Source organism: bacterium (assembly GCA_017744355.1).
Lineage (GTDB): Bacteria > Cyanobacteriota > Sericytochromatia > S15B-MN24 > UBA4093 > JAGIBK01.
In genome coordinates this window covers 850,963-876,104 of sequence record JAGIBK010000001.1, presented here as the reverse complement: position 1 = coordinate 876,104, position 25,142 = coordinate 850,963, and the positions used below count along the sequence as shown (strand labels likewise).

The window sequence follows — 25,142 nt, the reverse complement described above, 5'->3', positions numbered from 1 at the left end:
CCTTTTTACGTTTAGCGCTGCTTCTTGAAAGCGCGGTGGTCCTCCTGGACCTGGTCGTGGTAGGCGACGGCGAAGTCGCGGATGCGGGCGACGAAGGCCTTCTCGTCTCCCATGTCGGCGATCAGGTCCGAGACGCGGCCCGAGCGGGCATGGGCACGGGCTGCGGCCAGCGCGACGGCAGGCATGTGGCTGGCGAAGCCCTTGGAGCCCTTGAGGTCGGCCAGCTCCACGCCGCCCTTGGCGGGCTGGAGCTCGCGGATGAGGTAATCGAGCCCCTGCACCCGGGCCGTGCCGAGGAAGCGATCCGCTCCCGGCAAGAAGTAGCGGTAGGCCTGCGCGACGCGGGCGGCCTCGTCGGCGACCGGCGAGGCGGCGTAAGGGGCGGCGGCGCTCGTCGCTTCCTCCTTGAACTCGAGGATCACGTCGTCGTCGGGCGATTCGCTCGCGCCTTCGATGAGGGCCACGTAGCGGTAGCGGCCGATGCTCGCCACGCCGGCGAGCCGCGCGGCCACGTCCTTGACCCGGTAGAAGCGAGCCCCTTCGCTGCGCCCGGCGGCGTAAGCCGCAACCGCGGCGCGAAGGCGCTCGCGGGTGCCCTCGTCGCAGGCTGAGAGCTTCTTGCCGAGCTTGAAACTTCCTCTTTCGGTCTGCTTGGCGATGAAATCGGCGCGCGAGGCCTTGCTCGCGCTTGCGATCGCCTCGACCGCAGGACCGTGCAGGTTTTCGGCCCCCAGGGGCCGCGAGAGGGTCTGCGGGTTCTTGGCCAGGCCCTTGACGGCGTCGCGGTAGGCGACAAGGAAGGTCTCGACCAGGTCACGGCCCTCGCCGGCCTTCAGGCCCGCCTCGTCGGCGGCAAGCAGGATGCTGGTGGCGCAGCGCGCCACCTCCCAGGTGTAGGGCCCGACGAAGCTCTCGTCGAAGTCGTTGAGGTCGTAGGCGAGGCTGCCCTCCGACGTCTGGTAGGTGCCCAGGTTCTCGAGGTGCAGATCCCCCATCAGCGGGATCTTGAGGCTGCTCGCGAGCCCCTTGTCCTTGGCAACGTCGGCGTAGAAGAGGTGGGCGCTACCCCGGAAGAACGCGAAGGCCGAGTCGCTCATGAGCTCGTACTTCTTGGCGACGAGCTGCGGATCGCGCTTGACCAGGGACGCGTAGTAGCCCTTGACGATCGCAACCCCGTCGCGGTCAGCCCCGTAGGCCCGCGCACCTTGTGACGCCGCGTCGGGCGCGAAGGGCGAGGCGATCGCGCAGGCCGTGACCATGGGCAACAACAAGAGGGGCAACAGGCGTTTCATCGGTCTCTCTCTTACGACGGGAGGCATAAAAGTTATCGGGCGCAGGGGGGAAAAGCCTGTTATGCTTCCGTTAAGTTTTGTCGAAATTTCCAGGAGCCGTCCCCATGACCTCGACTTCCCTCGGTCGCTTGCGCCTTCCGAGCGCGGTGGGCCTCGCCGTTGCCACCATGATCGGCAGCGGCGTCTTCGTTACCAGCGGCCTGTTGGCCCGCGACCTCTCGCCTGCTGCGATCCTGCTCGAATGGTTGCTCGGCGGCGTGCTCGCCGCCTGTGGCGCGACCTGCTACGCGGCGGTGGCCGCGCACGTCCCGCGCAGCGGCGGCGAGTACCGCTTCCTGCATGACCTCTATCACCCCTTCGCTGGCTACGCGGCTGGCTGGGTCACCATCGTCTTCGGCTTCGCCGCCCCGATCGCCATGGCCGCCATGGCGGCAGGGGCCTATGCCGAGGCCCTCGGCGCCCGGGGGCTCGCCCTGCCCGTGGCCCTCGCCCTGGTCATCGGCCTCGGCGCCATCCAGGCCTCGGGCTTGAAGTGGGGCGGGGCCGTCCAGAACCTGGGGGTCGTCATCAAGCTGGCGACGGTCCTGCTCTTCGTGGGCGCGGCCCTCTTCTCGGGGATTCTCGATCCCCTGCGCGCCCTGCCCGGTGCCGAGACGCTGCAGTCGCTGACCTCCATGCCCTTCGCGGTGGGCCAGATCTACGTGGGCTTCGCCTTTACGGGCTGGAGCGCGGCGGTCTACATGGCCTCCGAGGTCGAGGATCCCGCCCGGAACGTGCCACGCGCCATGTGGCTCGGCTGTGGCTTGGTCGCGGCGATCTATTTGCTGCTCAACTTCGTCTTCGTGACCGCCCTCTCAGGAGCCGAGCTTGCGACCGTGGCCCAATCCCAGTCATCGGCCCTGACGCTCGGGCACCTGGTGGCGACGAAGCTGCTCGGTCCGATCGGCGGGGTCTTCGCCTCGTGCATGATCCTGGCGGTGCTGGTCTCGAGCGTGGTGGCCATGAGCATGACCGGGCCGCGCGTCTGTGCGGCGATGGCCGAGGACGGCTACCTGCCGCGCTGGGTGCGGTGGCGTCCGGGCCCCTGGGGCGGGGCCGGGTCGGTGGGCCTGATGACCGCGCTCGCGGCGGGCATGACGGTGACCAACTCCTTCGAGCTCTTGCTCGGCGCGGTCGGAGTCACCCTCGCCATCTTCGGAGCCCTGAGCGCCTGCGCCGTGCTGCGCATCGACGGGCTCAAGCTCGGCTTCTGGCGCGCCCTCGCCCTTTCGCTCTATCTGCTTGGCGCGGGCTGGGGGGTGTTCAGCACCCTGCGGGCCTACCCCTCGACGCTTGCGTGGATGGTCGTGACCCTCGGGGCCGCAGCGATCGCTTATCGCCTCACCTCACGAAAGGCCGAGCGGCACCTCGGCCTTCGCTAGCGCTTCCTCGGGGGCAGGCACGCGGGGCAGGGTGAACCAGAAGACGCTGCCCTGACCGACCACGCTCTCGACCCCGATCTGGCCGGCATGGGCCTCGATGAAGGCCTTGGCGATGGGAAGGCCGAGCCCAGTGCCGCCGTACTGGCGCGTGGTGCCGGTGTTGACCTGGAAGAATTTCTGGAAAAGGTGGGGCAGGTGCTCGGGGGCGATCCCGATGCCCGTGTCCCGCACCTCCACCCGCGCGCCCTCGGGGGTCTCGCGCAGGGCGATCGTGACCTCGCCCCCTTCCGGGGTGAACTTGATGGCGTTGGCTGTGAGGTTGATGAGGACCTGCTCGATGCGCTGCGAGTCCAGGTTGAGCATGACGGGCGCTGCCGGAAGCTCGCTTACGAGAGTGGTCTGGACGGCGTGGGCCTGGGGCCTGAGGCCCTCGATCACGCTCCGGACCTTCTCGACCAGGTCGGTCGGCTCTACCTGGATGGCGAGGGTGCCGGCCTCCACCCGCGCGAAGTCGAGCAAGTCCTCCACCAGGCGCTGGAGACGGGTGGCACCGACCTGGATCTGGTCGACGTAGGTCGCTTGGGTCTCGCTCAGGGAGCCCCCCAGCCCGTCCTCGAGGAACTCGGCGTAGCCCACGATTGAGGCGAGCGGCGTGCGCAGCTCGTGCGAGGCGGCGTTGAGGAAGTTGCTCTTGAGGCGGTCCAGCTCCTTGAGGTGCTGGTTGGCCTCTTCGAGCTCGGCGTTGCGTGCCTGGATCGTCCGGTACAGCTCGGCGGCGCGCAGCGCGTTGGTCATTTGCTCGGCCAGGTTGCTCAGGAAGAGCCGATCGTACTCGTCGTACTCGTAGCCCGTCTTGCGCGGCGCGAGCAGCAGCTCGCCGACGAGGGTGCCGCCCGCGCGCAGCGGCAAGCTGAGGCCGGTTTCGAGCCGGGCAAGGCCTTCGGGCCTCTCGGCGCGCACGACCTCCAGGTCGCCGAAGGCCCCTTCGAGGCGTACCGACAGCGCCTGCGGCTGGAGGGCCTCCTGGATGTGCTCGACGAACCGGGTGGCGATCCCCTCGGGCTGATGGAGGGCCTGGATCGCGTCCCCGAACTCCGCGGCGATTCGCTGCGGGTCGTAGGAGACCCGGAAGAAGAGCATTTCGAGCAGCCGCTGGGTCCACTGGTGCAGGGGAGCGAAGACCAGGGTCAGGACGAGGATGGCAAGCACGCTGCCTGCCTGGGAGCGCACTTCCAGGATCTGGTCCGCGACGTGCACGAGCGCGAAGTAGAGGACCGTCAGCACCATCGAGACGAACGCGTAGCTGATCGTTCGTTTGATGGCCATGCGGATCCCGAAGAGCTGGTGCCGGATCATGGCGTAGGCGACCGACGCGGGGAAGAGGGTGCAGAACGCGTAGGCCAGGTTGATCTGCTGCATCGAGAGCGCTTCCTGCCGGTTCAGGATGATCGGCAGGACGTACGTCACCAGGCTCGGCAGGTACCCCAGGATGGCGCCGCTCAGCACGATCAGCGCCTGCTGGCGCGCCATCTGGGATTTGTCGCGCGTGGCAACCATGACCAGGCGGGCGAGGATCGCCGCGAAGCCGAGCATGGTCAGCGCCCCCCAGAAGGGCAGCATGGAGCCGAAGGCCTTGGGGGGCGATGCGATTGCGGCGCCGAAAGGGCGATAGTCGAGCTGATAGGGGATGGCGAGCAGCGCCGCGGGGAGGTACGCCAGAGCGATCAGCCAAGGCTTGCGCTCGATGAGGGGAAAGGGCCGGGGAAAGGTCAGCGCGAAGTGCATGCCGGCAGCGCCGACGAAGCAGACGGCGAAAAGGTAGAGGCGCGGGAACCAGTGCGCCCAGGTGTAGTCGATGCCGAGCGTCTGGAGGCCGACGCCGAGGGCGAGGGCCACGATCAGGTGGGCCCGCACCGCCGGTGCGCCGGGCTTGAGGAAGAAGGCAAGGCTTGCGATCAGCAGGTGCAGCAAGCCGGTGAGTAGCGTCGGGGCGAAGCCCATCAGCACGTCGCGCCACCGCAGCCGCTGGGTCTCGATTGTCAGGGTCAGGGGCTGCTCGTCGCGCTTGAGTTCGTAGACGATGGGCGTGCCGGGCGGGCTCTGCGCGATGATCCGCCTGAAGTCCGCGCTCGTGCCCAGCGTGACGCCGTTGGCCGTTAGCAGGCAATCATAGGGTCTGAGCCCCTGGCGTGGGCCGTTCCAGGCGGGGCGGGTCTGCGGCGAGACACTGAGGTTCGACTCGTACCGGAAGCCCGCGAAGGGCTTGCCCACGTCGCGGGCGACCTCGAAACACACCAGCCCCCAGAGGATGGCGGAGAGCAGGACCAATCCTCGTAGCAGCCACGTCAGCGCGGGGGGGACGTGGCCGGTCGCAGTGGGGGTGTTCATGCAAATTATCTTAATACGTTTTTAGGCAAGCATGTCAGGGGCGATCGCTGGGCCCGGCTCAGAGCTGCTCGGGGATGGGATCGGCCGGCTTGGGGCGCTTGAAGTAGGCGATGCCGTTGTGAAGGCTGACGAGCTCCCAGCCGCGATCGCCCAGGTACTGGAGGGAGACGACCGCTCCCTGGATCCGGACCCCGTCGTCGATCACGGTGTTGACCAGGGCGGCTGCCGTGGCCGTGACGGGGTTGGCGAAGGGGGCCGCGTCGAGCTTGGCGAGCGGGGCGCTGAGGTATTCCCACTTGGGGCCCGACCACGGCGGGAGGATCGACTGGCTCGCGGCATCCACGTCCGCCTTGAAGGGCTTGAGTAGGGTGCTCTTGCTGGGCAGGGGCAGTCCTGCGCCCTGTGCGGCAGGGGCGCTCAGGATCAGCAGGCTCAGCGCCGTGAGGGGAAGGGCGATAAAACGCATGGTCTCTCTCTTAGCGAAGGTAGGCGACGAGCGGAGCCTGGATGGCCTCGAGGCCCTTGTAGGCGAGGGCCTCGGGAGACATGGTGGCGAGCGCGTCGCGCAGCTGCGCGCGTCTTTCGGGATCGGCGGCGATCCGGCGCACGGGGGTGAAGTAGGTGCGGATGGTGAAGAGGGCCGCGTGGTGCTCGGGGAAGCCCTGCAGGGTCTGACGCTCGATGCGCATGTAAGTGCTCTCGCCGGCGACGATGGGGTCGTTTTGGGGTAAGGCGCGGCCCGGCGGGTTCTCGGGGTGGTGGTTGAGGGCAGTGTCGGTCGCGATGCCCCAGGCGAAGCGCACGAACGGCCCTCGGTGGATCATGGCTTCGAGGATCTTGTCGCTGGTGCGCGCCACCCGCTCGAAGTCCGCTACCGGCGCATGGACCGCGAGGAAGGGCTGAGCGATCTTCTCGGCGGGGCTCCAGTGGTTCGGGTAGCTCAGGTGCAGGCAAGCAAGCCAGTCGCGGCGGTCTTCGGGGTCCATGGCAACGAGGGCCAGGTCTTCTTGAAGGCAGGAGGTCACCACGTCCAGCGCGTCAGCCCCGCGGAAGTCCACGTCCGCGAAGACCTCGCCTCCGGGATGTGCGCTGGGGCCCTGTGCTTGGTCGATGACCACGAGTGATTCGGGGTCGATGCTCACGCGCAGGCCGATCAGACGGTTGGTGAAGACGAGGGCGGGGGTGGTCTCCAGCGCGAAGTAGTCAGGGTACTCGATGCAGAGCCGCTGCATGAGCCACGCGGTCGCCGCCCGCTCGAGCGCGGGAGAGAGGGCGTGGCGGCGGTAGTACTTGGAGAGGTCCTCGCGCCGCGCCTCGCGCTTGGCCCGCAGGTAGGCGTGGTACTGGGCGTCGATCAAGAAGAAGTTCGTCTCGATCCGGCCCTGCACCGGCTGCTTGCCGAGGATCTTGAGGCCGGCCTGCACTTCGTAGCGCCCGGTCTCGATGGGGAAGTAATCGGCAGGCTCAGGCAACCCCGCGACCCGCTCCGAGAGATCCAGCTCCTGTAAGACGACACTCATGCCATGCGATATAACACGCTCGGGCTCAGCTAACAAGCATGGGGTGTCGCTGCCTCGTCAGGGGCTGGATGCGAGGCCGACCTCCACCGGGACGCCGTGGCTCACGATGTCGAAAACCGGCGAGCGCTGCTTGGCGATCTCGACGAGCTCTCTTAGGGTCTCCTCCGGCGCGTCGGCGTCGATCTCGAAGCTGACGCGGATGTTCTGGTACCCGTTTCGGACCTCGTCCGAGAGCCCCAAAAAGCCGCGCACGTCCAGATCCCCTTCCAGCTTCGAGGTGACCGCGCGCAGCCTGATGCCGCGGGCGGCGGCGTTCGCCACCAGGGAGGTGGTCAAGCAGCTGGAGAGCGCGACCAGCACGTGCTCGACCGGGTTGGCCCCGGCGTTGTGGCCAAGCAACAGGGGTGGCTCGTCCGCCTCGATGGCGATGGGCTCGGGGCGCGAGGTGTCTTCTTGCCCCGCCCCGTAGAACCGCTCGATCTGGGTCTGGTTGTGGGTGCCCATTTTCCAGACGTTGCGGGCACGGAACTTGAAGCGGGCAAGATCCGGGTGGTCCCGGAACATGGTGACGGTTGCCTTGAGGTTATCCAGGTCGATCCCGTCAATCTGCGCTGCACGGTCCTCGGTTTCCATGCGCCTCACCTGCTTTCTCTCGTCGTCACGAATCGACACCGCCCAAGCTGCCAGGAGGCGCGTGGTGCGGTGCCGTTCTTGGTAGCACATGGCGGCCTGGAGGCCCAAGACAGAGGGGAGCTTTTGGCCTCAGGCCATGGCGGACGAGGACACGTCGGCCGCCTCGCTCGGGCGATCGCCGAACTGGGTGCGGTACAACTCCGCATAGCGGCCGCCGAGGGCCATGAGCTCGGCGTGGGTGCCGCGCTCGGCGATGGTGCCCCCCGCGATGACCAGGATCTGGTCCGCGTGGCGGATGGTGCTCAGGCGGTGGGCGATGACGAGGCTGGTCCGACCTGCGAGCAGGCGATCGAGAGCTGCCTGGATGGTCGCCTCGGTCTTGGTGTCCACGTGGCTCGTCGCCTCGTCCAAGAGCAGGATCGGCCGCTCCGAGAGCACCGCCCGGGCGATGGAGAGCAACTGGCGCTGGCCCTGGCTCAGCTGGGTGCCGGCATGGCCGAGCCGCGTCTGGTACCCCTCACTCAGGCCCATGATGAAGTCGTGAGCGCCCACTTCGCGCGAAACCCGCTCGATCTCCGCGAGATCGGCCTCGGGCCGGCCGAAGGCGAGGTTCTCGGCGACCGTCCCGCTGAACAGGAAGGCCTCCTGCGGCACGACGGCGATCTGCCGGCGCAGGTCGGCGCGCGCAAGCGTGCGCAGATCTTCCCCATCGAGGGTGACCCGGCCCATGCTCACGTCGTAGAAGCGCGGGATGAGCCCCGCGATCGTGGTCTTGCCCGCGCCGGTGGGGCCGACCAACGCGACCGTCTGCCCGGGCTCGAGGGTGAAGGTGACGTTGGAGAGCACCGGGCGCCCTGCTTCGTAGCCGAAGGAGACGTCCTCGAAGGCGATCCGGCCCTGGACCTCGTGAAGCGCCGTGGCGTTAGGGGCATCCGGCGTCTCGGGGGCCGCGTCGAGGATGGCGTAGATCCGCTCGGCCCCAGCGAGCGCGGACTGGGCCTGGGCTGCGACCTGGGTCGCGAGCTGGATGGGCCGGAAGAACTGCTGGGTGTAGAGCAGGAAGGCTGCGACCAGACCGACGGAGATGGTGCCGTGCAGCGCCAGGTACGAGCCGTAGCCGATGACCACGGCGGTGGTGAGCGCGGCGAGCAGCTCGATCACAGGCGAGAAGGCCGAGCTGACTGCCGTCGCCGAGATGTTGGCGTCGCGGTTCTTGGCGTTGCGCGCCCGGAACCGGGCGATGTTCGCCTCGGTGCGGTTGAAGGCCTGCGACTCGCGGACGCCCTCGATCTCCTCTTGCAGATCCGCCATGACCGCGCCGGTGGTCTCGCGGGTCGTGCGGTAGGCTTTTCGCGCCCGCCGAGCGAGCAGGTAGGTGGTCAGGAGCATGACGGGGATGACGGCCATGCACGCGAGCGCAAGGTGCAGGTTCAGCGCCAGCATGGCGACGAGCACCCCGACCAGGCTCAAGAGGGCGCCGAGTACCTGGGTGAGCCCCTGCGAGATCAATTGGTTCAGGGTGTCGACGTCGTTGCTCACCCGGCTCATGAGGTCGCCCTTGGCTTGCTTGTCGAAGAAGGCGACGGGCAGCCCCTGCAGCTTCTCGAAGAGGCGCTCACGCAGGTTCGCGAGGATGCGCTGGCCGGTGCTTCCGATCCGCAGCATCTGGGCGCGGCCCGCAAGCCCGCCCGCCACGCTCACGGCGAGGGTGACGAGCATCAGCCAGAGCAGGCCCTTGGCGTCGCGATGCATGATCGGTCCGTCGATGGCCTTACCGATCAGCCAGGGAACGAGCGCCTGAGAGAGGGCCGCCGCCACGACTAGGGCGAGGGTGAAGACGAGCGATCGCGTGTGCGGGCGCAGCTCTAGGACGAGCCGGCGCATGATCTTGCCGCTGTGCTGAGCGCGCTCCTCGGGGTGTTCGACGAGTCCTGCGATACCGCGAATCATGCCCGGCCTCCTGCTGCCTGTTGGGTCTGGGGTGTCTCGTCCAGGAACTGTGCGCCCAGGATCTCCGCGTAAAGGGTGCACTCCGCAAGGAGCGCCTCGTGCGTGCCCTCCGCCACCAGCTTCCCGCCGTCCAGCACCAGGATCCGGTCCGCGTCACGGACGGTGCTGAAGCGCTGGGCGATGACGAAGCAGGTCCGACGCGCGTCGCGCATCAGGCGATCCAGGGACTCGCGGATGGCCGCTTCGGTCTCGGCGTCCACCGCCGAGGTGCTGTCGTCCAGGATGACGAGCCGCGGATCGACCAGGAGCGCGCGGGCGATCGCCAGGCGCTGCCGCTGCCCGCCGGAGAGGCCCGTCCCCCGCTCGCCGATGACGGTCTGGTAGCCGTCGGGCAGCTCGCGGATGAAGGCGTCGGCCTGGGCGGCGCGGGCGGCTGCCTCGATGGCCTCCTGAGTCGCGTCCGGCTTGCCGTAGGCGATGTTCTGGGCGATCGTCCCGCTGAAGAGCAGCGGCGCTTGCATGACCACGCCGAGCTGGCTGCGCAGCGAGGCGAGCTTCACCTCGCGCAGGTCCTCGCCGTCGATGAGTACCCGCCCTGCGGTTACGTCGTAGAACCGCGGCAGGAGGTGCACGAGCGTGCTCTTGCCCGAGCCCGTCGTGCCGACGATGGCCACCGTCTCACCCGGCTGCACCTTGAAGCTGAGGCCTTCGAGGCTGCCGCGCTCGGCGCCGGGGTAGCGGAAAGCGACGTTCTCGAAGACGACCTCTCCGCGCAGCGGCAGGAGCTCGCGCGCCTCGGGGGCGTCCGCGACCTCGAGCGGGGCGTCGAAGATCTCGGCCACCCGGACGGCCGAGGCTCCCGCACGGGCGATCATGACCATCGAGAAGCCGAGCGTCATGATGGGGTGCATGAGAAAGGCCAGGTAGTTGTTGAAGGCGAGCAGTTGCCCGACCGTGAGGCTGCCCTGGATGGTCTGATAGCCGCCGAAGCCGATGATCGCAAGGGTGGCGAGGTTGGCCAGCATCATGATGAACGGGAAGTTGTTGGCCACCGCTCGGATGGAGGCGAGGCTCAGGTCCAGGAGGCCTTCGTTGGTGGTGCGGTAGCGCGAAAGGGTGTCCGCCTCGCGGCCGTAGGCCCGCACGATCCGAAGCCCCCCGAGGCTCTCCTGGAGCTGGGTGTTGAGGGTGCCGAGCTGGTGCTGGATCCGCCCGAAGAGCGGGCCGATCCGCCGGACGAAGTTCGCCATCAGCCAGAACATGGGCGAGAGCGTCAACAGGGTCACGAGCGTCAGCTTCCAGTTGAGGGAAAAGAGCAGCACGACGCTTGCGACGAGCATCAGGCCGGCGTTTGCGAGCTGCAGGATGCCTGCTCCCGTGAAGCCGCGGATCTGCTCGACGTCGCTGGTGAGACGCGTGAGCAGCTGTCCGGCCTCTGTCCGGTCGTAGTAGCTGAAGCTCAGGCGCTGGATCTTCTCGAACAGGTCCTCGCGCAGCTGGTAGGCGACCCCTTGCGAGGCGCGCTCGGTCAGGTATTCCTGCAAGAAGCCGAAGGCGGCGCGCAGGACGGCGAGCGCGACCATGCTTCCCACGGCGAAGGCGATCGCCTGCGGCCGGTGCGGGATGAGCCCGTCATCGATGGCCGCGCGGATCAGCTGGGGGGTCGCGAGGCTCGCGCCCAGGACGATCAGCAGCGAGATGGCGGCCCCGGTGGCCTCGCGCCAGTGCTTGCCCAGGTAGCCCAAAGGGCGCTTCAGGGCCTTGAGGGCATCGGCCGAGACGCCCGGGGGGCGCTTCGGCGGGGTCGGACGGGCAGCAGCAGGGGTAGGCGCAGGCATTGGCAGGCTCCGTAGAAAAGGGGCTTGGTATGTGTACCCCACCGCGCGCCGGGCGCGCAAGGGTTGGCTAATGAGTGGTGTGGGCCTGGATCAGGCGTTCGGCCATCTGCCGGAACTGGGCGCCAGGGCCGTTGGGCCCCACGCTCTGGGAGCTGACGCGCGCGCCTTCGAGCAGCAAGAACAGCTCGTCGGCGAGCAGCTCCGGCTGGGGGACGCCGGCGGCGCGGCAGAGCTCTACGAGCTGGTGGTGGGTGCCGATCTTGTGGGCTTCGATGATGGGGCGCGCAGGGTGGTCCTTTTCGGGCAACTCGACGGCGGCGTTCGCCAGCGCACAGCCGCGCCCGCTGTTGAGGCCCTGCATCATGGCGTCGAGCCAGGCACTCAGCTGGGCTCTGGGGTCGGCCGGATGAGCTGCGACGAGCTGCGCCCAGAAGCCATCGGCCTCGTGCGCGAGTGCGCGCAGGTACTCCGCCACCAGCACGTCCTTCGACTCGAAGTGGCGATACAGCGTCATCTTGTTGGAGCCCGCCGCCTCGGCGATGCTCTCGACCCCCACCGCGCGGATGCCGTGCTGGGCGAAGAGCGCGCGGGCCGCTGCCAACAGGCGCTGGCGCGGCGGCAGTTGCATGTCGATGGCGCCCTCGGGTGGGCTCGGGAGGTTTTTTCTCATGGCGCGCTTGACTTCTTAGTTACCGATCGGTAACATCCTTGCCTGTTACCGATCGGTATCATACCATCGGTCGCCTCATTTGTCTCATTGCCATCCCCTTCGAAACGAAAGGACGTTTCTTTTATGCCCTGGGTCATCGATCCCCTGCACACCCATATCGGCTTCTCGGTCAAGCACATGATGGTCTCGACCGTGCGCGGCCAGTTCAAGGCCTACAGCGGCTCCATCCACCTCGACGAGCAGGACTTCACCCGCTCGACGGTCGAGGGCCAGATCGAGGTCGCCAGCATCGACACCGGGATCGCGGACCGCGACAACCACCTGCGCAACAACGACTTCTTCGACGCGCCCAACCACCCCACGATCACCTTCAAGAGCACCCGCATCGAGCGCAAGGACGACGACGAGTACGTGGTCTACGGCGACATCACCATCCGTGGCGTCACCAAGGAGATCGCCCTCGAGGTCGAGCATGCGGGCTTCAACAAGAACCCCTGGGGCCAGACCGTCACCGGCTTCAGCGCCAAAGCCACCCTCAACCGCAAGGACTTCGGCGTCAACTACAACGCCGTGCTCGAGATGGGCGGCGTGGCCGTCGGCGAGAAGGTGAAGCTGGAGCTCGAAGTCGAAGCCGTCCTGCAGGACGCGCCCGTCGCTGCGGCTGCGCAGTAGAAAAGGAGCCGAATCATGTCCGTCAACGTTGCCACCTCCGCAAGCCCCTCGAAGGCCTGGACCATCGGCCTGTGGGTCCTCCAGGTCCTGCTCGCCGCCATGTTCGGCATGGCGGGCACCATGAAGGCGACCGCTCCCATCACGCAGCTCGCGGCCAACATGCCCTGGGTCGCCGAGCTCCCGGCGCTCGTGCGCTTCATCGGCATCGCGGAGCTGGCCGCTGCCTTGGGCCTCATCCTACCTGCTGCGACCCGTATCCTGCCGTTCCTCACCCCGCTCGCGGGGGCCGGGCTCGCCCTCATCATGGTGCTGGCGGCCGGCTTCCACGGCATGCGCGGCGAGTACGGTTCGATCGGCATGAACGTGCTCCTGGGAGCGCTCGCGATCCTCGTGGCCTGGGGCCGCTTCGTCAAGGCGCCGGTTTCGCCCCGCAACTAGCGTGAACCGGCACGACCTTCCGTCATCGAGGTACGTATGAAAGTTGAAATCTACTCCGACGTGGCTTGCCCCTGGTGCTACATCGGCAAGAAGCGCTTCGAGAAGGCCCTCGCGGCCTTCCCCCAGCGCGACGCGGTCGAGATCACCTACCGGGCGTTCCAGCTCAACCCCGATCTTTCGGCGGATCCGAGCGAGGCGCGTCCCCAGGCCGACTACCTGCGCGACAGGTTCGGCCCCGGCTACAAGGCGATGCTCGACCGGGTGGTCGAGGTCGCCGCGGGTGAGGGCATCGCCTTCAACGCGGACGCGGCCCTGGTCGCGAGCACCTTTGCGGCTCACCGCCTGGTCTGGTTCGCCGAGCAAGAAGGCGGCAGCTCCTTGAAGGCGCGCATGGTCGATGCGCTCTTCAAGGCCCAGTTCACGGACGGCGGCAACGTCGCGGATCCCGCGGCGCTCTTGGCCCTCGCCACCGGCGTCGGGCTCGATGCCGAGCGCACGCGCGCTTTCTTGGCATCCGATGCGGGTGCCTCCGAGGTCCGAGAGGAGCTCGAAGAGGGCCATGCCCTGGGCATCACGGGCGTTCCGACCTTCGTCTTCGAGGGCAAGTGGGGTGTTTCCGGCGCACAAGAGGCGGAGACCTTCCTGCGGATCCTCGAGCAGGTCGAAGGCGAAATGGGCGCGACGGTCCCCGAGACCGCAGCACCTGCTTGCGAAGACGACGCCTGCGCCCTCTGAGGGCGCTGAGCGTTTCACAAGAACGTTGAAGCGGGGGGCGATCGCCCCCCGTTTCGCGTATCCGGCGCCAGGTCAGCGCGACGTGCGCGCCGAGAGCGGCAAGCTGAACCAGAAGGTGCTGCCCTTGCCCGGGGTGCTGTGCACGCCGATCCGTCCCCCGTGGGCGTCGACGATCGACTTTGCGATGGAGAGGCCGAGCCCGGCCCCGCCATGCTGCCGGGTCGTGGAGGAGTCGGCCTGGTAGAAGCTCTGGAAGAGCTTCGGGAGGTGATCCGCGGCGATCCCGATGCCGCTGTCCCGGACCTCGAGCAACATCTCGGCCTCTTCGCGCCGCAGGGTCACGACGATCCGCCCCTCGGCGGGAGTGAACTTGATGGCGTTGCCGAGCAGGTTGAGCAAGACCTGCGCGATGCGCCCCGGATCGCCCGAGATCGGGGCGGCCTCTGACGGCAGCTCGGTCTCCACGCGCAGCCCCTTCTCTCGGAGCATGGGCGCAAGGCTTTCGAGCGTCGCGGTGATTTTCTGGACCAGGTCGAAGCGCTCGGGAGCGAGCTTGAACGAGCCGGCCTCCATGCGGGCGAAGTCGAGCAGATCGTCGACCAGGCGCGAGAGGCCGGCCGCGCCGACCTTGATCTGGTTGACGTACTCGTGTTGCGGGGCGGTGATTTCGCCGGCGACCCCGTCTTCGAGCAGCTCCGTGTAGCCCTGGATCGAGGTCAGGGGCGTGCGCAGCTCATGGGAGACGAGCCCGAGGAAGTTGGTCTTCATCCGGTCGAGGGCCTGGAGCTGCTCGTAGGCGTCCTGGAGGCTGGCGGTCCGCTCGGCGACCCGCGCTTCGAGCTCGCGCTCGTAGATGTCCCGGACGCTTCGCTCGGCCTCCAGGTAGGCGGTCCGCTCAGCCGAGAGGGCGTTCTGCAAGGAGATCGCCGCCTGGCCCGCGAGGATCTGCATGGTCGCCACGCGATCGCGCGAGAAGGCGTCCATCAGCAGGTTGTTCTCTAGATACAGCACCCCCAGCAGCTCTTGCTGGTTCACGATGGGGAGCGCCAGCACCGAGCGGGGGCGGCGTGCCTGGATGACCGGGTCCCGGGTGAAGGCGCCGAGGCGCCCGGCGTCTCCCAGGACGACGCTCGTCCGGCTGCGGGCCACGTACCGGATGAGGCTCGCGGGTACCCTGGGATGCCCTTCCAGCGGCTCCCCCTCGAGCAGCGTGAGGGTGCCGTCCTCGCGGCTCTCGGCCTGGACCAGGAAGCGAGGCGTGCCGGGATCCGTCGCTCTCAGCAAGAGGGTCGCCGTCTGTGCCCCGGCGTTCTCCTTGACGATGGCAAGCAGCTTTTCGAGCAGGCGCGCGAGGATGACCTCTCCCGAGATGGCCTGGGTGGCTTTCCAGATGGTCGAGAGGTCGAGCACGCCACGTGCGACCAGTTGAGGGACCAGTCCAAGGCTCAGGTCGAGGGGGGGTGCCTCCGCGTCAGCGACCGTGGCCGTGTGGTGGTCCGTTCCCAGCTCGGCGGGAAGTCGCCGAGTGAGGGGCTCGAGCTTGGCCAGCGCGCCCCAGCGCCGGTAGGCGTCGCGGGCTTGTCTCAAGTAAGCATAGCCGGCGGTTTCCAGGCCCTGGGCGAAGTGGAAGCGCGCGGCGGCTTCGTTCGCCAGCGCCTCGTAGCGCTGAAAGCCGCTCTCGGCTGCCGCCCGAACGGCGGCCTCGTACAGGTGCGACGCGCGGGCGGGGGCCCCCGAGAGGCGTGCCTGCTCGGCCTCCATCAAGCGGACGTGCGAGAGGAAGTTTGCGGGGCACTGGCGGGCCCACCCTTCCATCTGGCGCTGGAAGCGCCGCAGCCGTCGCCAGGCGGCGGGGCCTCGCGCGTCCCGGCGCCCGGCGATCGCCGCGGCTGCCTGGAAGCCGTGGATGCAGTACTCGACCATGAAAGGGGAGCCCGCGAGGGCCTTGATGACGCCTTCGGTCTGCAAGAGCGCTTGCCAGCCCGCCTCGACGTCCTCGTGGATGGCGGCGAGTTGGAGCTTGTACAGATGATAGAGGGCGAGGCCCGAGGTGTAGCCCGCCGTCGTCATCCGCGCCAGGCACGTCTCTTCGTCGAAGGTCTCGTCGCTCAGCGAGAGGGGCGCTCGCGTTTCCCCGCGCAGGCTGCGCCAGAACTGAGCGGCACAGGTGGTTGCGTCGATCGCGGTCTGGTAGTGGGTCTGCTTGGCGAGTTGCAGGTAGCGCAAGCGCTCGCTCAGCGCCGTGGCGAGGTCGATCTGGGGGCTCCAGTGGTGCACGTAGCCGCAGGCGAAGGCCATGAACAGGAAGTCTCCCGAACGCTGGCCGGTTTCTACCGAGCTCTGGAACCAGGTATCGAGTTCGCTCCATGGTTGAAGCCAGCTATGGCTGAACAGGCCGAAGAGCACGTGGACCCGGCTCTTGACGGAGAGCGCGCCCAGGCGATCGGTCAGCCGCACGGCAAGGCGCCCGAACGCGTCGGCCCCTCTGAGGTCGCCGAGCCCCGCGAGCAGGGCGGCATAGCCCGAGTAGGCCGTGATCGCCTCGACGCTGTGCCCGTGGCGTAGGGCGAGCCGGAGCTGCTTGAGGACTGTCGTCGCGAAGAGGGTGTCGTTGCCCGTCAAGTAAGCGGGCGCGAGGAAGTCCCCCAGGATCTTCATGGCGAGCCTCACGCCGGGATCGCGCACCTCGGGGGCGTCCTCCAGGCTCTCTGGCTGCCGACCTTTCAGGGCGGCCTTGGTGCGGGCCAGCTCCATGAGGACGGTGCCCATGCCGGGTCGGGCGGTAAGCTTGATGCCCAAGAGGGCGAGCGCCTTGATTCCCTCCTGGATCGCGGCGTCCATGCGGTTGCTGTACGAGTAGAGGCCCGCGGTCATGGCCCGGACCCTGGCTTGCTCGAAGGGCGTCCGGCTGCGTTCGAGCAACTCGGCGCAGCAGCGCTCGGCGTCCTCGAAGGCGCCGCAGAGATAGCCGCAGCTCGCGCGGAGTTCGAGGATCGCAACGGCGAGCCGACCGTCCTCGTCCGCCTCTGGCGGCAACACCTCCTGGGCCACCTGCGCGAAGTTGAACGCCGGCTGATAGGCGGCGGCCTCCTTGGCGTTGCGCGCCGCGAGCAGGTTGAGCTCGGCAAGATCGAGGCGCTCTTCACGCGCGGTCATCAGGGAACGGCTGGCGTTGAGCTGCTGAAGGACATCCGCCACCGAGGGGTGCGGCCCCGGGCCTTCGGTGCGCGCGCGCATGAGGCGCCCGAGCTCGAGGTGGATCGCGAGCCGCTCCTCTTCCGGGACGAGGGCATAGGCGGCCTGACGTACCCTGTCGTGGAGAAACCTGCAGGCGCGCACGCCGAGCAGCCGCGCCGTGACATCGCCGGACGTCGGCTCCTCGCTCTCGTCGCGGGCCACGACGAGCCCCGCGCTCACCGCGGGCAGCAGAACCTCGACGAGGGCGCCAGGCGCCTGGTTCGTGGCCGCGCACAGGAGGCCGAGATCGAACGTGCTACCGAGACATGCGGCCTTGCTCAAGAGGGCCTGGGTCGCAGCCGGGAGCCGTTTCAGGCGCGCGAGCATGAAGCCGATGACGTCCTCGCGGAGCGCCGCGTGGTCCATGGCCTCCTGGTCCCAGCCCCAGCTGGTGGTCACCTGGTCGAAGCCGATGAGCCCGTCCTCGAAGAGGCTGCGCAGCAGCTCGGTGGCGAAGAAAGGATTGCCCTCGGTCCTGCGGTGGAGCAGCGCACCCAGCGCGCGGGTCTGATCGAGGGGGGCTCCGAGACTGTCGGCGACGAGCTGGGCGAGGGTCTCTTCGTCGAGCGGCGCGAGGGCGAGGCGGGTGGCCGGGTAAGCAGCTTGCAACGCTTCGAGGGCGCGCCAGCCCGGGTGGACTTCGTCGCGCTCCTCCTCGCGCCAGGCCCCGACGAGGAGCAGGGCCTTGCCTTGCTGCGTTTCGAGCAGGCGGCTCATCAGCGTGAAGGTCGGCAAGTCGCCCCAATGCAGATCGTCGAGGAAGAGAACGACTGGATGCTCGGGCCGGGCGAAGATCCCGAAGAGCGCGGTGACGGTCGCAAGGAAACGGTTCTGTTCCTCGGTGGGGTTGAGGGGGGTGAGCGGCGGCTGCTCGCCGATGAGGTGCCCGAGTTCGGGGGCCAGTTCGAGCGCAAGGCGTCCGTTTTCGCCGAGCGTCTCGATCAGTCTCGTCTTCCAGTGGTCGAGGGCGGCCTCGGGCTCGCTGAGCAACTGCTGCACCAGATGCGAGAGGGCCTGGGAGACGGCGGCGTACGGCACGTCGTGTCGGTACTGGTCGAACTTGCCTTCCAGAAAGTAGCCGTGGTGCTCACGTACGGTCGCTTCGAGTGCGCGGGCCAGGGCGGTCTTCCCGCCGCCAGCCGGTCCTTCGAGCAGCACCAGCTGAGGAGAGCCGGCGGATGCCGCCCGGAAGCAGGCATCAAGCGCGGCTTCTTCGGCCTGGCGGCCATACAGCCGCTCCGCACGGCGGAGCGGCCCCGGCCCGTCACCGTCGGCCAGGAGGAAGGAGGTGATGCCCCCGGTCGTTTGCCACTGGTCGCGACACAGGGCCAGATCGCGCATCAGCCCGAGGGCACTCTGGTAGCGCTCATCCGGGTTCTTGGCGAGCAGCTTCATGACCACGTCGCAGAGCGCCGTCGGCAGGGACGGGTTCGCCGTGTTCGGTGAAAGGGGCAGCCGTGTCAGGTGGCAGTACATCCACTCCATCGGGTCCGAGGCCGTGAAGGGCAGCGAGCCGGTCAGGAGCCAGTAGAACGTGACGCCCAGCGAGTAGAGATCGCTCCGGCTGTCCGGACGGTGCCGCGTGCGGCCAGACTGCTCGGGAGCGATGAAGGGGAGAGCCCCGAGGCTTGGTTGCGCCGGCGGCTCGCCTTCGCGGTCGCCGGGCGTTCGCACGGCCAGGTCCAGGTCGGCGAAGCGGACCTGCTGGTGCTGCTGCGACCAGAGGATGCTCTGGGGCGCTAGGGCCAGGTGAGCGACATGGCGGTGGAGCCGCGCGAGGGAATGGGCGCAGGCGATCGCAAAGGCGAAGAAGTGATCGAGCGACAGCCGCTCGCCGGGAGCCAGCAACGACGCGAGCGGCTTGAGGCCCGTGTCCGCGAGGACCAGCGCCAGGTTGCCTTGCCAGGGGACCAGCTCCAGGGCCGGCACGAGCTCGGGCCCCTCGAGCGTGCTCAGGAGGCGGTACTCGCGCTCCAGGCGCGCGAGGTCCTGAGGCGTCGGGTGCTGGGGCACCTTGATGAGGACCGGACGATGGTCGACTTCGCGCGCGCCGCGAAAGACGAGCGAATAATCCGAGCGCTGGATTTCCTGCTGTAGCCGGTAGCCTGGAATCGACGGAACCATGAACCCTCGCAGTCGCTGTGCCAAGGAGTTCATACCCATCACAAGCAAGGCTTAGCAAAGGTGAGGCATCAAGTATTCGTCGGATCCGCCGATCGCTCCGGCTTGCGCTGGGGTCGCACCAGTCCCCCTTGCTTGTAATGCCGACCGTAGGTTTCGGCGAGCCGCTTGGCCTCGGCGACGTCGGGAAGCCGGCGATCCTGGTAGGTCAAGAACCAGGCCTCGGCCTTACCGCCGTAGAAGACCCACCACAGCATTCGCTTGCTCCAGCCGTGCGCCTTGTTGTCCCGGAACTCGCGCATCGCTTGGCCCTTCCAGACGGTCAGCGTCAGGCTGAAGCCCGTTTTCAGGTCGCTGGCGAGCTCGCCGTAGACGAGCCCCGGCATCTTCAGGCACTGCTTCATGACGAAGTGGCTGGCGATCCCGTTGAGGATGAACTGCCACAGGCCGAAGCCCGCCCCCAGCGTGATCGAGACGACCGTATCCGCCGGCAGCTCGTCGGGCCGCTCGCCGAGCACCAGCCTGCCTCCAGTTTGCGTCCGTTCGACCAGGGTCCACTCGCGCTGCATGGTGCCTCCTCAATCAAGTTCAAAAATTGAACTAAGTACAAATTTTTGACTGAGGCAAATATAGGGGCTACACTGAAGCCCTGTCAAGCAAAAATCAGTCAGAGGAAACTCCCCGTGCGCGCGCCCATCTCTCGTCGAACCCTGAACAAGCAACTGACCCAAGAAGCGATCTTCGAGGCGGCCATGGCCCTCTTCGGGGCGCAGGGCTACGAGGCGACCACCATCGAGGAGATCGCGCAGGCCGCCGGCGTCTCGAAGGGGACGTTCTTCAACTACTTCCCGACCAAGGATGCGATCCTCGCCCATATCAGCGTCCGCCATCTGGCGCGCCTGATCGATGAGCAGGAGGCCCTGCTCGCGGATTCCCGGACCACCCGGGAGCGCTTGAAGCGACTTTTCGGCACCCTGGTCTCGCGCTTCGTCGCCGAGGCCCGGGACATCAACGTCTCGATCGCCTTGGCCCACCAGCGCTACGGCCGTGCGATCGAGCCTCACCCGGCGGAGGTGGACTTCTCGAAGCTCCTGGTGCGCCTCATCCAGGAGGGGCTCGCAGCCGGAGAGCTGCGTGCCGAGCTGGATCCCGTGGAGACGTTCCGCCTGGTGATGGCCCTCTACTCGGGGACCATGGTGGTCTGGGGCCAGGTGCCCGAGGCGGACCTGCCCAAGGTCGTCCTGGACAATCTCGATCGTCTCTTCGAAGGGCTCGAGCGCTTGCCGCGCTAGCGCGCACGCGCACCCGGCGCGGGTTGGAGAAGGGGGCTTGGTGGTATAACGGCCATGCCTTATGCTTTCAGTAAGAGAGAGTGACCAGGGCGCATCCCGTCGAGGGTGAGGGCGCCACGCGCTTGGACGAAGGAAAGCCGTACGCGATGTTCCGGATCTTGACGGTTGGGTTGCCGGAAAACCTGACGACCTGGCTCAAAACGCGCCTGGACGATGTGCTCCTCACGACCACCAACAGCGGGGACGAGGCGCTGCGCATCCTCGCGCGCGGCGGCTACGCGATGCTCATCATCGATCACCACGGCATCGATCATTCGCCCGAGGGCCTCTTGGCCCAGGTCCGCACCGAGCTGATGCTCGAAGCTCTGCCTGTCCTCTATTGCCTGGAGCAGGGCCTCGGAACGACCCTTTCGGGCAAGCTCCTCGGCCAGCTCGGGGTCAAGCAATTGCTCTTTCACCCTCTGGACCGGGAGGCCCTGGCCCACCAGGTCGCGCTGACGCTCGGCCTTTCCTTGCTTCCGCCCAGGGGGCAGGACGCCCACGCCACCGCCGAGGCGAAGCCCACTGAGCAGGCGCAGCGTCCGCCCATGCGTTCGGTCCTCTTGATCGAGCGCCTCCCGGATCCTTTCCATGATGCTTTGGGGGCGGCCCTGGCCGATCTCGGGGTGAGGCTCGTGATGAGCCCGAACCTGCAGGCCGCGCAAAGGCGCCTTGCGACGGATGCCCCGGCGATGGTCCTCCTCGATGCTGCCTGGCTGGCCGAGGAGGATCGGGCCCCCCTCATCTCGTTGTTGAGCGAAGCGAAGGCGCCGGTGCTGCTGCTTGGCGACGACACGAGCCTTGCGGCGAGGCTCGAAGCCGCGCGTCTCGGGGCACAGGGCCTCTTCGAGAAGCATCTGCCCTTGACCCCGCTGCTCGAAGCCGTCCAGGAAGTTTTGACCGAGCCGGTGAAGACGTCGGCGACCGTGGTGATGCTCGGAGGCCCCGAGGCGCTTTCTTCGACGCTCACGGCGGATTTTGCGGAGGCGGGCTGTGCCATCCAGCGCTTCGGGGAGGCCGAGACGTTTTGGGCGGCCCTCGAAAGCCGGGTGCCCGAGCTGGTGATCCTCGAAGCCGAGGGGCCGGACGGGACGAGCGGGATTGCCCTGTGCCAGGTCCTTCGGAGCATGCCGCGCTTTCGTGCGCTGCCGATCCTGATGCTGGTCGATCGAGCCGATGCCGGCGCGCGGCGCGCCCTCTCGTTGGCAGGCGCGGACGGCTACATCGAGCGCGCGCGGGTCGAGACCGACCTGGTGCCGGCGGTCGTCCATCACCTCGACATCAAGCGGCGGCTTGCGCGCCTGCCGGATCGCGACCCCGCGAGCGGCCTTGCCAACCGCAAGAGCGCCCTGGAGACCCTTCAGCGCTACTTCCACCTCGCGAAACGGCACGCTCAGCCGTTGATGGTCGCGATGCTCGACTTCGGCGCCCGTGTCGCCCCGCACGCAGAGGGCGACCCTCGGCCGAGCGATGCCCTCTTGGCTCGGGTGGGTGAGCTCGTCGCCCGCGGGGTGCGGGCCGAAGATGTGGTGGCTCGTTGGGCTGGGACCCGGTTCGTGATTGGCATGTACGGCATGTCGCGTAAGAACGCCCTCAAGAAGCTCACCCGCCTCTTGGAGCAGCTGGAGAAGCTGGCGATTGGGCCTGCCGAGGGCCCTGTCACCCCGCGCCCGCACATCGCCATGGCGCTCTTTCCCGAAAACGGCGCGAGCGTGCAGGCGCTCTGCAGTGCGGCAGAGCAGGCCTTGAATCAGGCCATCGTAGGCGATCGCCGCCAGGTCCAGGTCGCCGGCTGGTCAAGCGCCAAGCAAATCCCGCAGGTCCTCGACGTGGCCGTCGTCGAGGATGACGAGAGCCTCTCGGCCTTGTTGCAGAAGGTCCTGGAGACGCAGGGCTACCAGAGCCAGGCCTTCGCGGACGGCGAAGCGGCCCTCAAGGCCCTGGGCGGCCCCAAGCCGACCGTCTCGGCGAGCTTGATCCTGCTCGATCTGAACCTGCCGGGTCAGGACGGCCTCTCGGTCCTACGGCAGCTCGCGCAAGACGGCGTGCTCGCCGAGTCGCGGGTCCTCGTGATGTCGGCCTACTCGACCGATGACGCCGTGCACGCCGCCCTCGAGCTCGGCGCCTTCGACTACGTGACCAAGCCGTTCAACGTCGGCACCTTGCTGCAGCGGGTTCAGCGTGCCCTCAATCGCCCGCCTGCTCCGCTCAAGCCCCGCTAGCCACTCATCTCGCGCGATCGCGCGCCCGGAAAGGCCCCATGCACCGCCCCCCGTCTCTGCGTACGGCCCGTCTTGCCGTCTCGACCTCATTCTTCGTCAGCGGGGCCGTCCTGGCAAGCTGGGTCCCCCACATCCCGGCCATGCAGCGGGCCCTCGACCTCAGCCCCGGCTTGCTCGGGCTGGTGCTGCTCTCGCCGGCCCTCGGTGCGGTCATCGCCATGCTCGTCTCGGGCGGGCTCTGCGCGCGCTGGGGCCATGCGCGCGTCAACCGCGGCGCGACCTTCCTCTACTGCTGCGCGGTGCCCCTGACGGTCCTCGCGCCCCACCCTATCTTGCTCGCATGTGTCCTCGTCGTGATGGGGTTCAACAACGGGACCCTGGGGGTGGCGATGAACGCCGAGGCGATCGAGGTGGAGCGGGCTTACGGGCGTTTGATCAACTCTTCCTTCCACGCCCTCTACGGGTTGGGGCTGCTCGTGGGCGCTTCTGCCGGTGGGCTGGTGATCGGGATGGGCGGCTCGCCCCTTGCGCACCTGCTCGTGGCCGCCGCGCTGCTCGGCTTCCTGGGGGTCGGGGCTTCCTTTCGCTATCTCTCGGATGCGCCGTCGAAGGCCGCGGGAGGGCGCGCACCCCTCTTCGTGCGCCCCACGCGCTTCTTGCTCTTGCTTGGGATCGGCACTTTCAGTTGCTCGCTCATCGAGGGGGCCATGGCCGACTGGGCGGGCATCTACCTGCGCGACGTGCGCGGGGCGGCCCCGGGACTTGCAGCCATGGGGTTTGCTGCCTACTCGTTCGCCATGACCCTGAGCCGCTTTGCGGGAGATTCGCTGAACCAGCAGCTGGGTAAGCGCGGCCTCGTGCGTCTGGGCGGCTTTCTCGGCGTGGCGGGGGTGGCCCTGGCGCTGGGGGTGCGCCATCCGCTGGCGGCCGTGGCGGGGTTTGGCCTCGTGGGCCTCGGGATGGCCAATGTGGTGCCGAACTTCTTCAGCGACGCGGCCCGTGAGCCCAGCATGCCCCCGTCTCGCGCCATCGCGGCGGTCTCGTCCTTGGGCTACGCCGGGATCCTCATGGGGCCGCCCATCATCGGGGCCGTGGCCCAGCTCACCTCGCTGAGCGCCGCGATGGGGGTCGTGGCGGTGTCGAGCGCACTCGTTTGGGCCTTGGCCGGGAACCTCTCGGGCCGCCCGGTACTTACCAGGTCCCTGTCGGCAGGTTGAGCACGACGGCCTTGAGGCGGCTCATGGCCTCTAGGCTGTAGCGGATGCCCTGGGTGCCGTGTCCCGAGTCCTTGACCCCAGCGAAGGGAAAGTGGTCGGGGCCGCGCGAGTCGTAGCGGTTGATGTTCACGGTGCCCACTTCGAGCCGGCGCCCCACGTAGAGGGCCTGCTCCAGATCGTCGGTGAAGACCGCCGACTGGAGGCCGTAGCGCGAGCGGTTCGCCAGCGCGATCGCCTCGTCGCGATCGCGGCACCGCAAGATCGGAAGCACCGGCCCGAAGGGTTCCTCCCAGGCGACCCGCATCTTGCTGGTCACCTGGTCCAGGACGGTCGGATAGATGAGGCGCCCTTCTCGGCGGTTGCCGGTCAGCGGCCGGGCCCCCTGGGCGATCGCTTCTTGAATCAAGCGCCAGACCCGATCAGCGGCGCGATCGTCGATCAGGGGCACGATGCTCATCCCGGGCACGCGAGGGTCGCCGACTTTCAGGCCCTCGACCGTCGCGACGAACGCTTCGAGAAAGCGCGAGGCGATGCCCGGCAGGAGCATCACGCGTTTGATGGCCGTGCAGCGCTGGGCCGAGTAGGCGAACGCTCCCTTTGCGATCTGATCGACGGCGCATTCGAGCGGGGCATCGTTCAGCACGAGGGCGGCGTCCTTGCCGCCCATCTCCAGCTGGAGCTCGCGGAACCGGGCGATGCCGGCCAGGTGCTCGCCCACCGCCGTGCTGCCCGTGAACGAGATCGCCGCGACCTGAGGCGCGGTGGCGAGGGCATCCCCGATTTCGGAGGAAGCCCCCGTCACGGCCGTGAGGACTCCAGGCGGCACCCCCGCCTCTCGAAACAGCTCGACCATCATGAGCGCGGCGATCGCCCCTTGGGTGGCGGGCTTGAAGATGACTGCGTTGCCCATGACGAGTGCAGGGGCAATCTTGCTCGCCGAGAGGTTCAGGGGGTAATTGAAGGGCGAGATCGCAAGGACCACGCCGTAGGGCTCCCGCGTCGCGAGGCAGAGCTTGTCACGCCCGTAACCCGGGAAGGCGTCGCCCGGCACCAGGCTTCCCAGGTACCGGCGCCCCTCCTCGGCGGCGTACGCGATGAACTCCGCGGTGCGATCGACCTCCGACATGGCGTCCTGAGGGGTCTTGGCGATCTCGCGGACGAGCTGATCGGCGAGGGCCTTCCGATGGAGCGAAAGTAAGCGGGCGGTTTCGAGCAGGATGCTCGTCCGCTCGTGGACGGGGCGCGCGGCCCAAGCGGGCCAGGCAGCGGCCGCTTCTTCGGTGACGGCCATGGCTTCGGCCGCCGTGCACGCCTGGATCCGACCGACGAGCGCCCCATCGATCGGAGAATGGATCGCAAGCGTCTGATTTGAGGTGGAAGGCTGCCATCCGGCTACGGAAAAGTACCCGAACGTCTGGGGCTCAGAAGCTCCCCAGGCCACGCGGAAAGCCATGTCG

General features: G+C 68.0%; 18 protein-coding genes. 7 read left to right on the top strand and 11 right to left on the bottom strand.

Going from position 1 to position 25,142, the window contains the following annotated elements:
* Positions 1 to 11: 11 nt before the first annotated feature.
* The gene (locus J7643_04185) at positions 12 to 1,292 is read right to left on the bottom strand and encodes a DUF2252 family protein (protein ID MBO9539775.1); all 1,281 of its coding nucleotides are present in this window, start codon (positions 1,290 to 1,292) and stop codon (positions 12 to 14) included.
* 104 nt (positions 1,293 to 1,396) lie between these two features.
* Here J7643_04185 and J7643_04180 point away from each other — a divergent pair, with 104 nt between their 5' ends.
* Positions 1,397 to 2,713, top strand: coding sequence for an APC family permease (locus tag J7643_04180; GenBank protein MBO9539774.1), 1,317 nt, complete (start codon positions 1,397 to 1,399; stop codon positions 2,711 to 2,713).
* On the opposite strand, the gene J7643_04175 is transcribed toward J7643_04180, so the two are convergent.
* The 7 genes from J7643_04175 to J7643_04145 all read right to left on the bottom strand — a co-directional run bounded on the left by J7643_04175 (position 2,678) and on the right by J7643_04145 (position 11,712).
* Complete coding sequence (locus tag J7643_04175; GenBank protein MBO9539773.1) at positions 2,678 to 5,101, bottom strand: hypothetical protein; 2,424 nt, start codon at positions 5,099 to 5,101, stop codon at positions 2,678 to 2,680. The two genes, J7643_04180 and J7643_04175, sit on opposite strands and share 36 nt — an antisense overlap.
* 58 nt (positions 5,102 to 5,159) lie before the next feature.
* Positions 5,160 to 5,567, bottom strand: coding sequence for a hypothetical protein (locus J7643_04170; protein ID MBO9539772.1), 408 nt, complete (start codon positions 5,565 to 5,567; stop codon positions 5,160 to 5,162).
* Between the two features lie 10 nt (positions 5,568 to 5,577).
* Entirely contained in the window at positions 5,578 to 6,621 is a 1,044-nt protein-coding gene (locus J7643_04165; protein MBO9539771.1) for a DUF3445 domain-containing protein, read from the bottom strand.
* A gap of 57 nt (positions 6,622 to 6,678) precedes the next feature.
* On the bottom strand, positions 6,679 to 7,254 hold the full coding sequence (locus J7643_04160) for an OsmC family protein (GenBank protein ID MBO9539770.1): 576 nt from the start codon (positions 7,252 to 7,254) through the stop codon (positions 6,679 to 6,681).
* Between the two features lie 129 nt (positions 7,255 to 7,383).
* Positions 7,384 to 9,204, bottom strand: a complete 1,821-nt coding sequence (locus J7643_04155) for an ABC transporter ATP-binding protein (GenBank protein ID MBO9539769.1) — start codon at positions 9,202 to 9,204, stop codon at positions 7,384 to 7,386.
* Complete coding sequence (locus J7643_04150) at positions 9,201 to 11,042, bottom strand: ABC transporter ATP-binding protein (GenBank protein MBO9539768.1); 1,842 nt, start codon at positions 11,040 to 11,042, stop codon at positions 9,201 to 9,203. The genes J7643_04155 and J7643_04150 overlap by 4 nt, the downstream gene beginning before the upstream one ends.
* A gap of 67 nt (positions 11,043 to 11,109) precedes the next feature.
* Positions 11,110 to 11,712 (bottom strand): TetR/AcrR family transcriptional regulator, encoded by a 603-nt coding sequence (locus J7643_04145; protein MBO9539767.1) that lies wholly within the window; start codon positions 11,710 to 11,712, stop codon positions 11,110 to 11,112.
* Between the two features lie 123 nt (positions 11,713 to 11,835).
* On the opposite strand from J7643_04145, the gene J7643_04140 reads away from it, so the two are divergent.
* The 3 genes from J7643_04140 to J7643_04130 are packed head-to-tail and all read left to right on the top strand — an operon-like array spanning position 11,836 to position 13,557.
* Positions 11,836 to 12,384, top strand: coding sequence for a polyisoprenoid-binding protein (locus J7643_04140; protein MBO9539766.1), 549 nt, complete (start codon positions 11,836 to 11,838; stop codon positions 12,382 to 12,384).
* 15 nt (positions 12,385 to 12,399) lie between these two features.
* Positions 12,400 to 12,822 (top strand): DoxX family protein, encoded by a 423-nt coding sequence (locus J7643_04135; GenBank protein ID MBO9539765.1) that lies wholly within the window; start codon positions 12,400 to 12,402, stop codon positions 12,820 to 12,822.
* Between the two features lie 36 nt (positions 12,823 to 12,858).
* Positions 12,859 to 13,557 (top strand): DsbA family oxidoreductase, encoded by a 699-nt coding sequence (locus J7643_04130; protein ID MBO9539764.1) that lies wholly within the window; start codon positions 12,859 to 12,861, stop codon positions 13,555 to 13,557.
* Positions 13,558 to 13,629: 72 nt separating this feature from the next.
* On the opposite strand, the gene J7643_04125 is transcribed toward J7643_04130, so the two are convergent.
* Together J7643_04125 and J7643_04120 are read right to left on the bottom strand one after the other, a co-directional pair.
* The gene (locus J7643_04125; GenBank protein MBO9539763.1) at positions 13,630 to 18,918 is read right to left on the bottom strand and encodes an AAA family ATPase; all 5,289 of its coding nucleotides are present in this window, start codon (positions 18,916 to 18,918) and stop codon (positions 13,630 to 13,632) included.
* A gap of 68 nt (positions 18,919 to 18,986) precedes the next feature.
* Positions 18,987 to 19,484: a hypothetical protein gene (locus tag J7643_04120; protein MBO9539762.1), complete on the bottom strand. Its 498-nt coding sequence runs from the start codon at positions 19,482 to 19,484 to the stop codon at positions 18,987 to 18,989.
* 114 nt (positions 19,485 to 19,598) lie between these two features.
* Between J7643_04120 and J7643_04115 the strand changes: the two genes are divergently transcribed.
* The 3 genes from J7643_04115 to J7643_04105 all read left to right on the top strand — a co-directional run bounded on the left by J7643_04115 (position 19,599) and on the right by J7643_04105 (position 23,685).
* Positions 19,599 to 20,207, top strand: a complete 609-nt coding sequence (locus J7643_04115; protein ID MBO9539761.1) for a TetR/AcrR family transcriptional regulator — start codon at positions 19,599 to 19,601, stop codon at positions 20,205 to 20,207.
* Between the two features lie 146 nt (positions 20,208 to 20,353).
* Complete coding sequence (locus tag J7643_04110; protein ID MBO9539760.1) at positions 20,354 to 22,468, top strand: response regulator; 2,115 nt, start codon at positions 20,354 to 20,356, stop codon at positions 22,466 to 22,468.
* Between the two features lie 38 nt (positions 22,469 to 22,506).
* Positions 22,507 to 23,685 carry an MFS transporter gene (locus J7643_04105; protein ID MBO9539759.1) on the top strand — a complete coding sequence of 393 codons (1,179 nt, stop codon included), beginning with the start codon at positions 22,507 to 22,509 and terminating at the stop codon, positions 23,683 to 23,685.
* Here J7643_04105 and J7643_04100 read toward each other — a convergent pair.
* Positions 23,660 to 25,138: an aldehyde dehydrogenase family protein gene (locus tag J7643_04100; protein MBO9539758.1), complete on the bottom strand. Its 1,479-nt coding sequence runs from the start codon at positions 25,136 to 25,138 to the stop codon at positions 23,660 to 23,662. The genes J7643_04105 and J7643_04100 overlap by 26 nt on opposite strands.
* Positions 25,139 to 25,142: the final 4 nt, after the last annotated feature.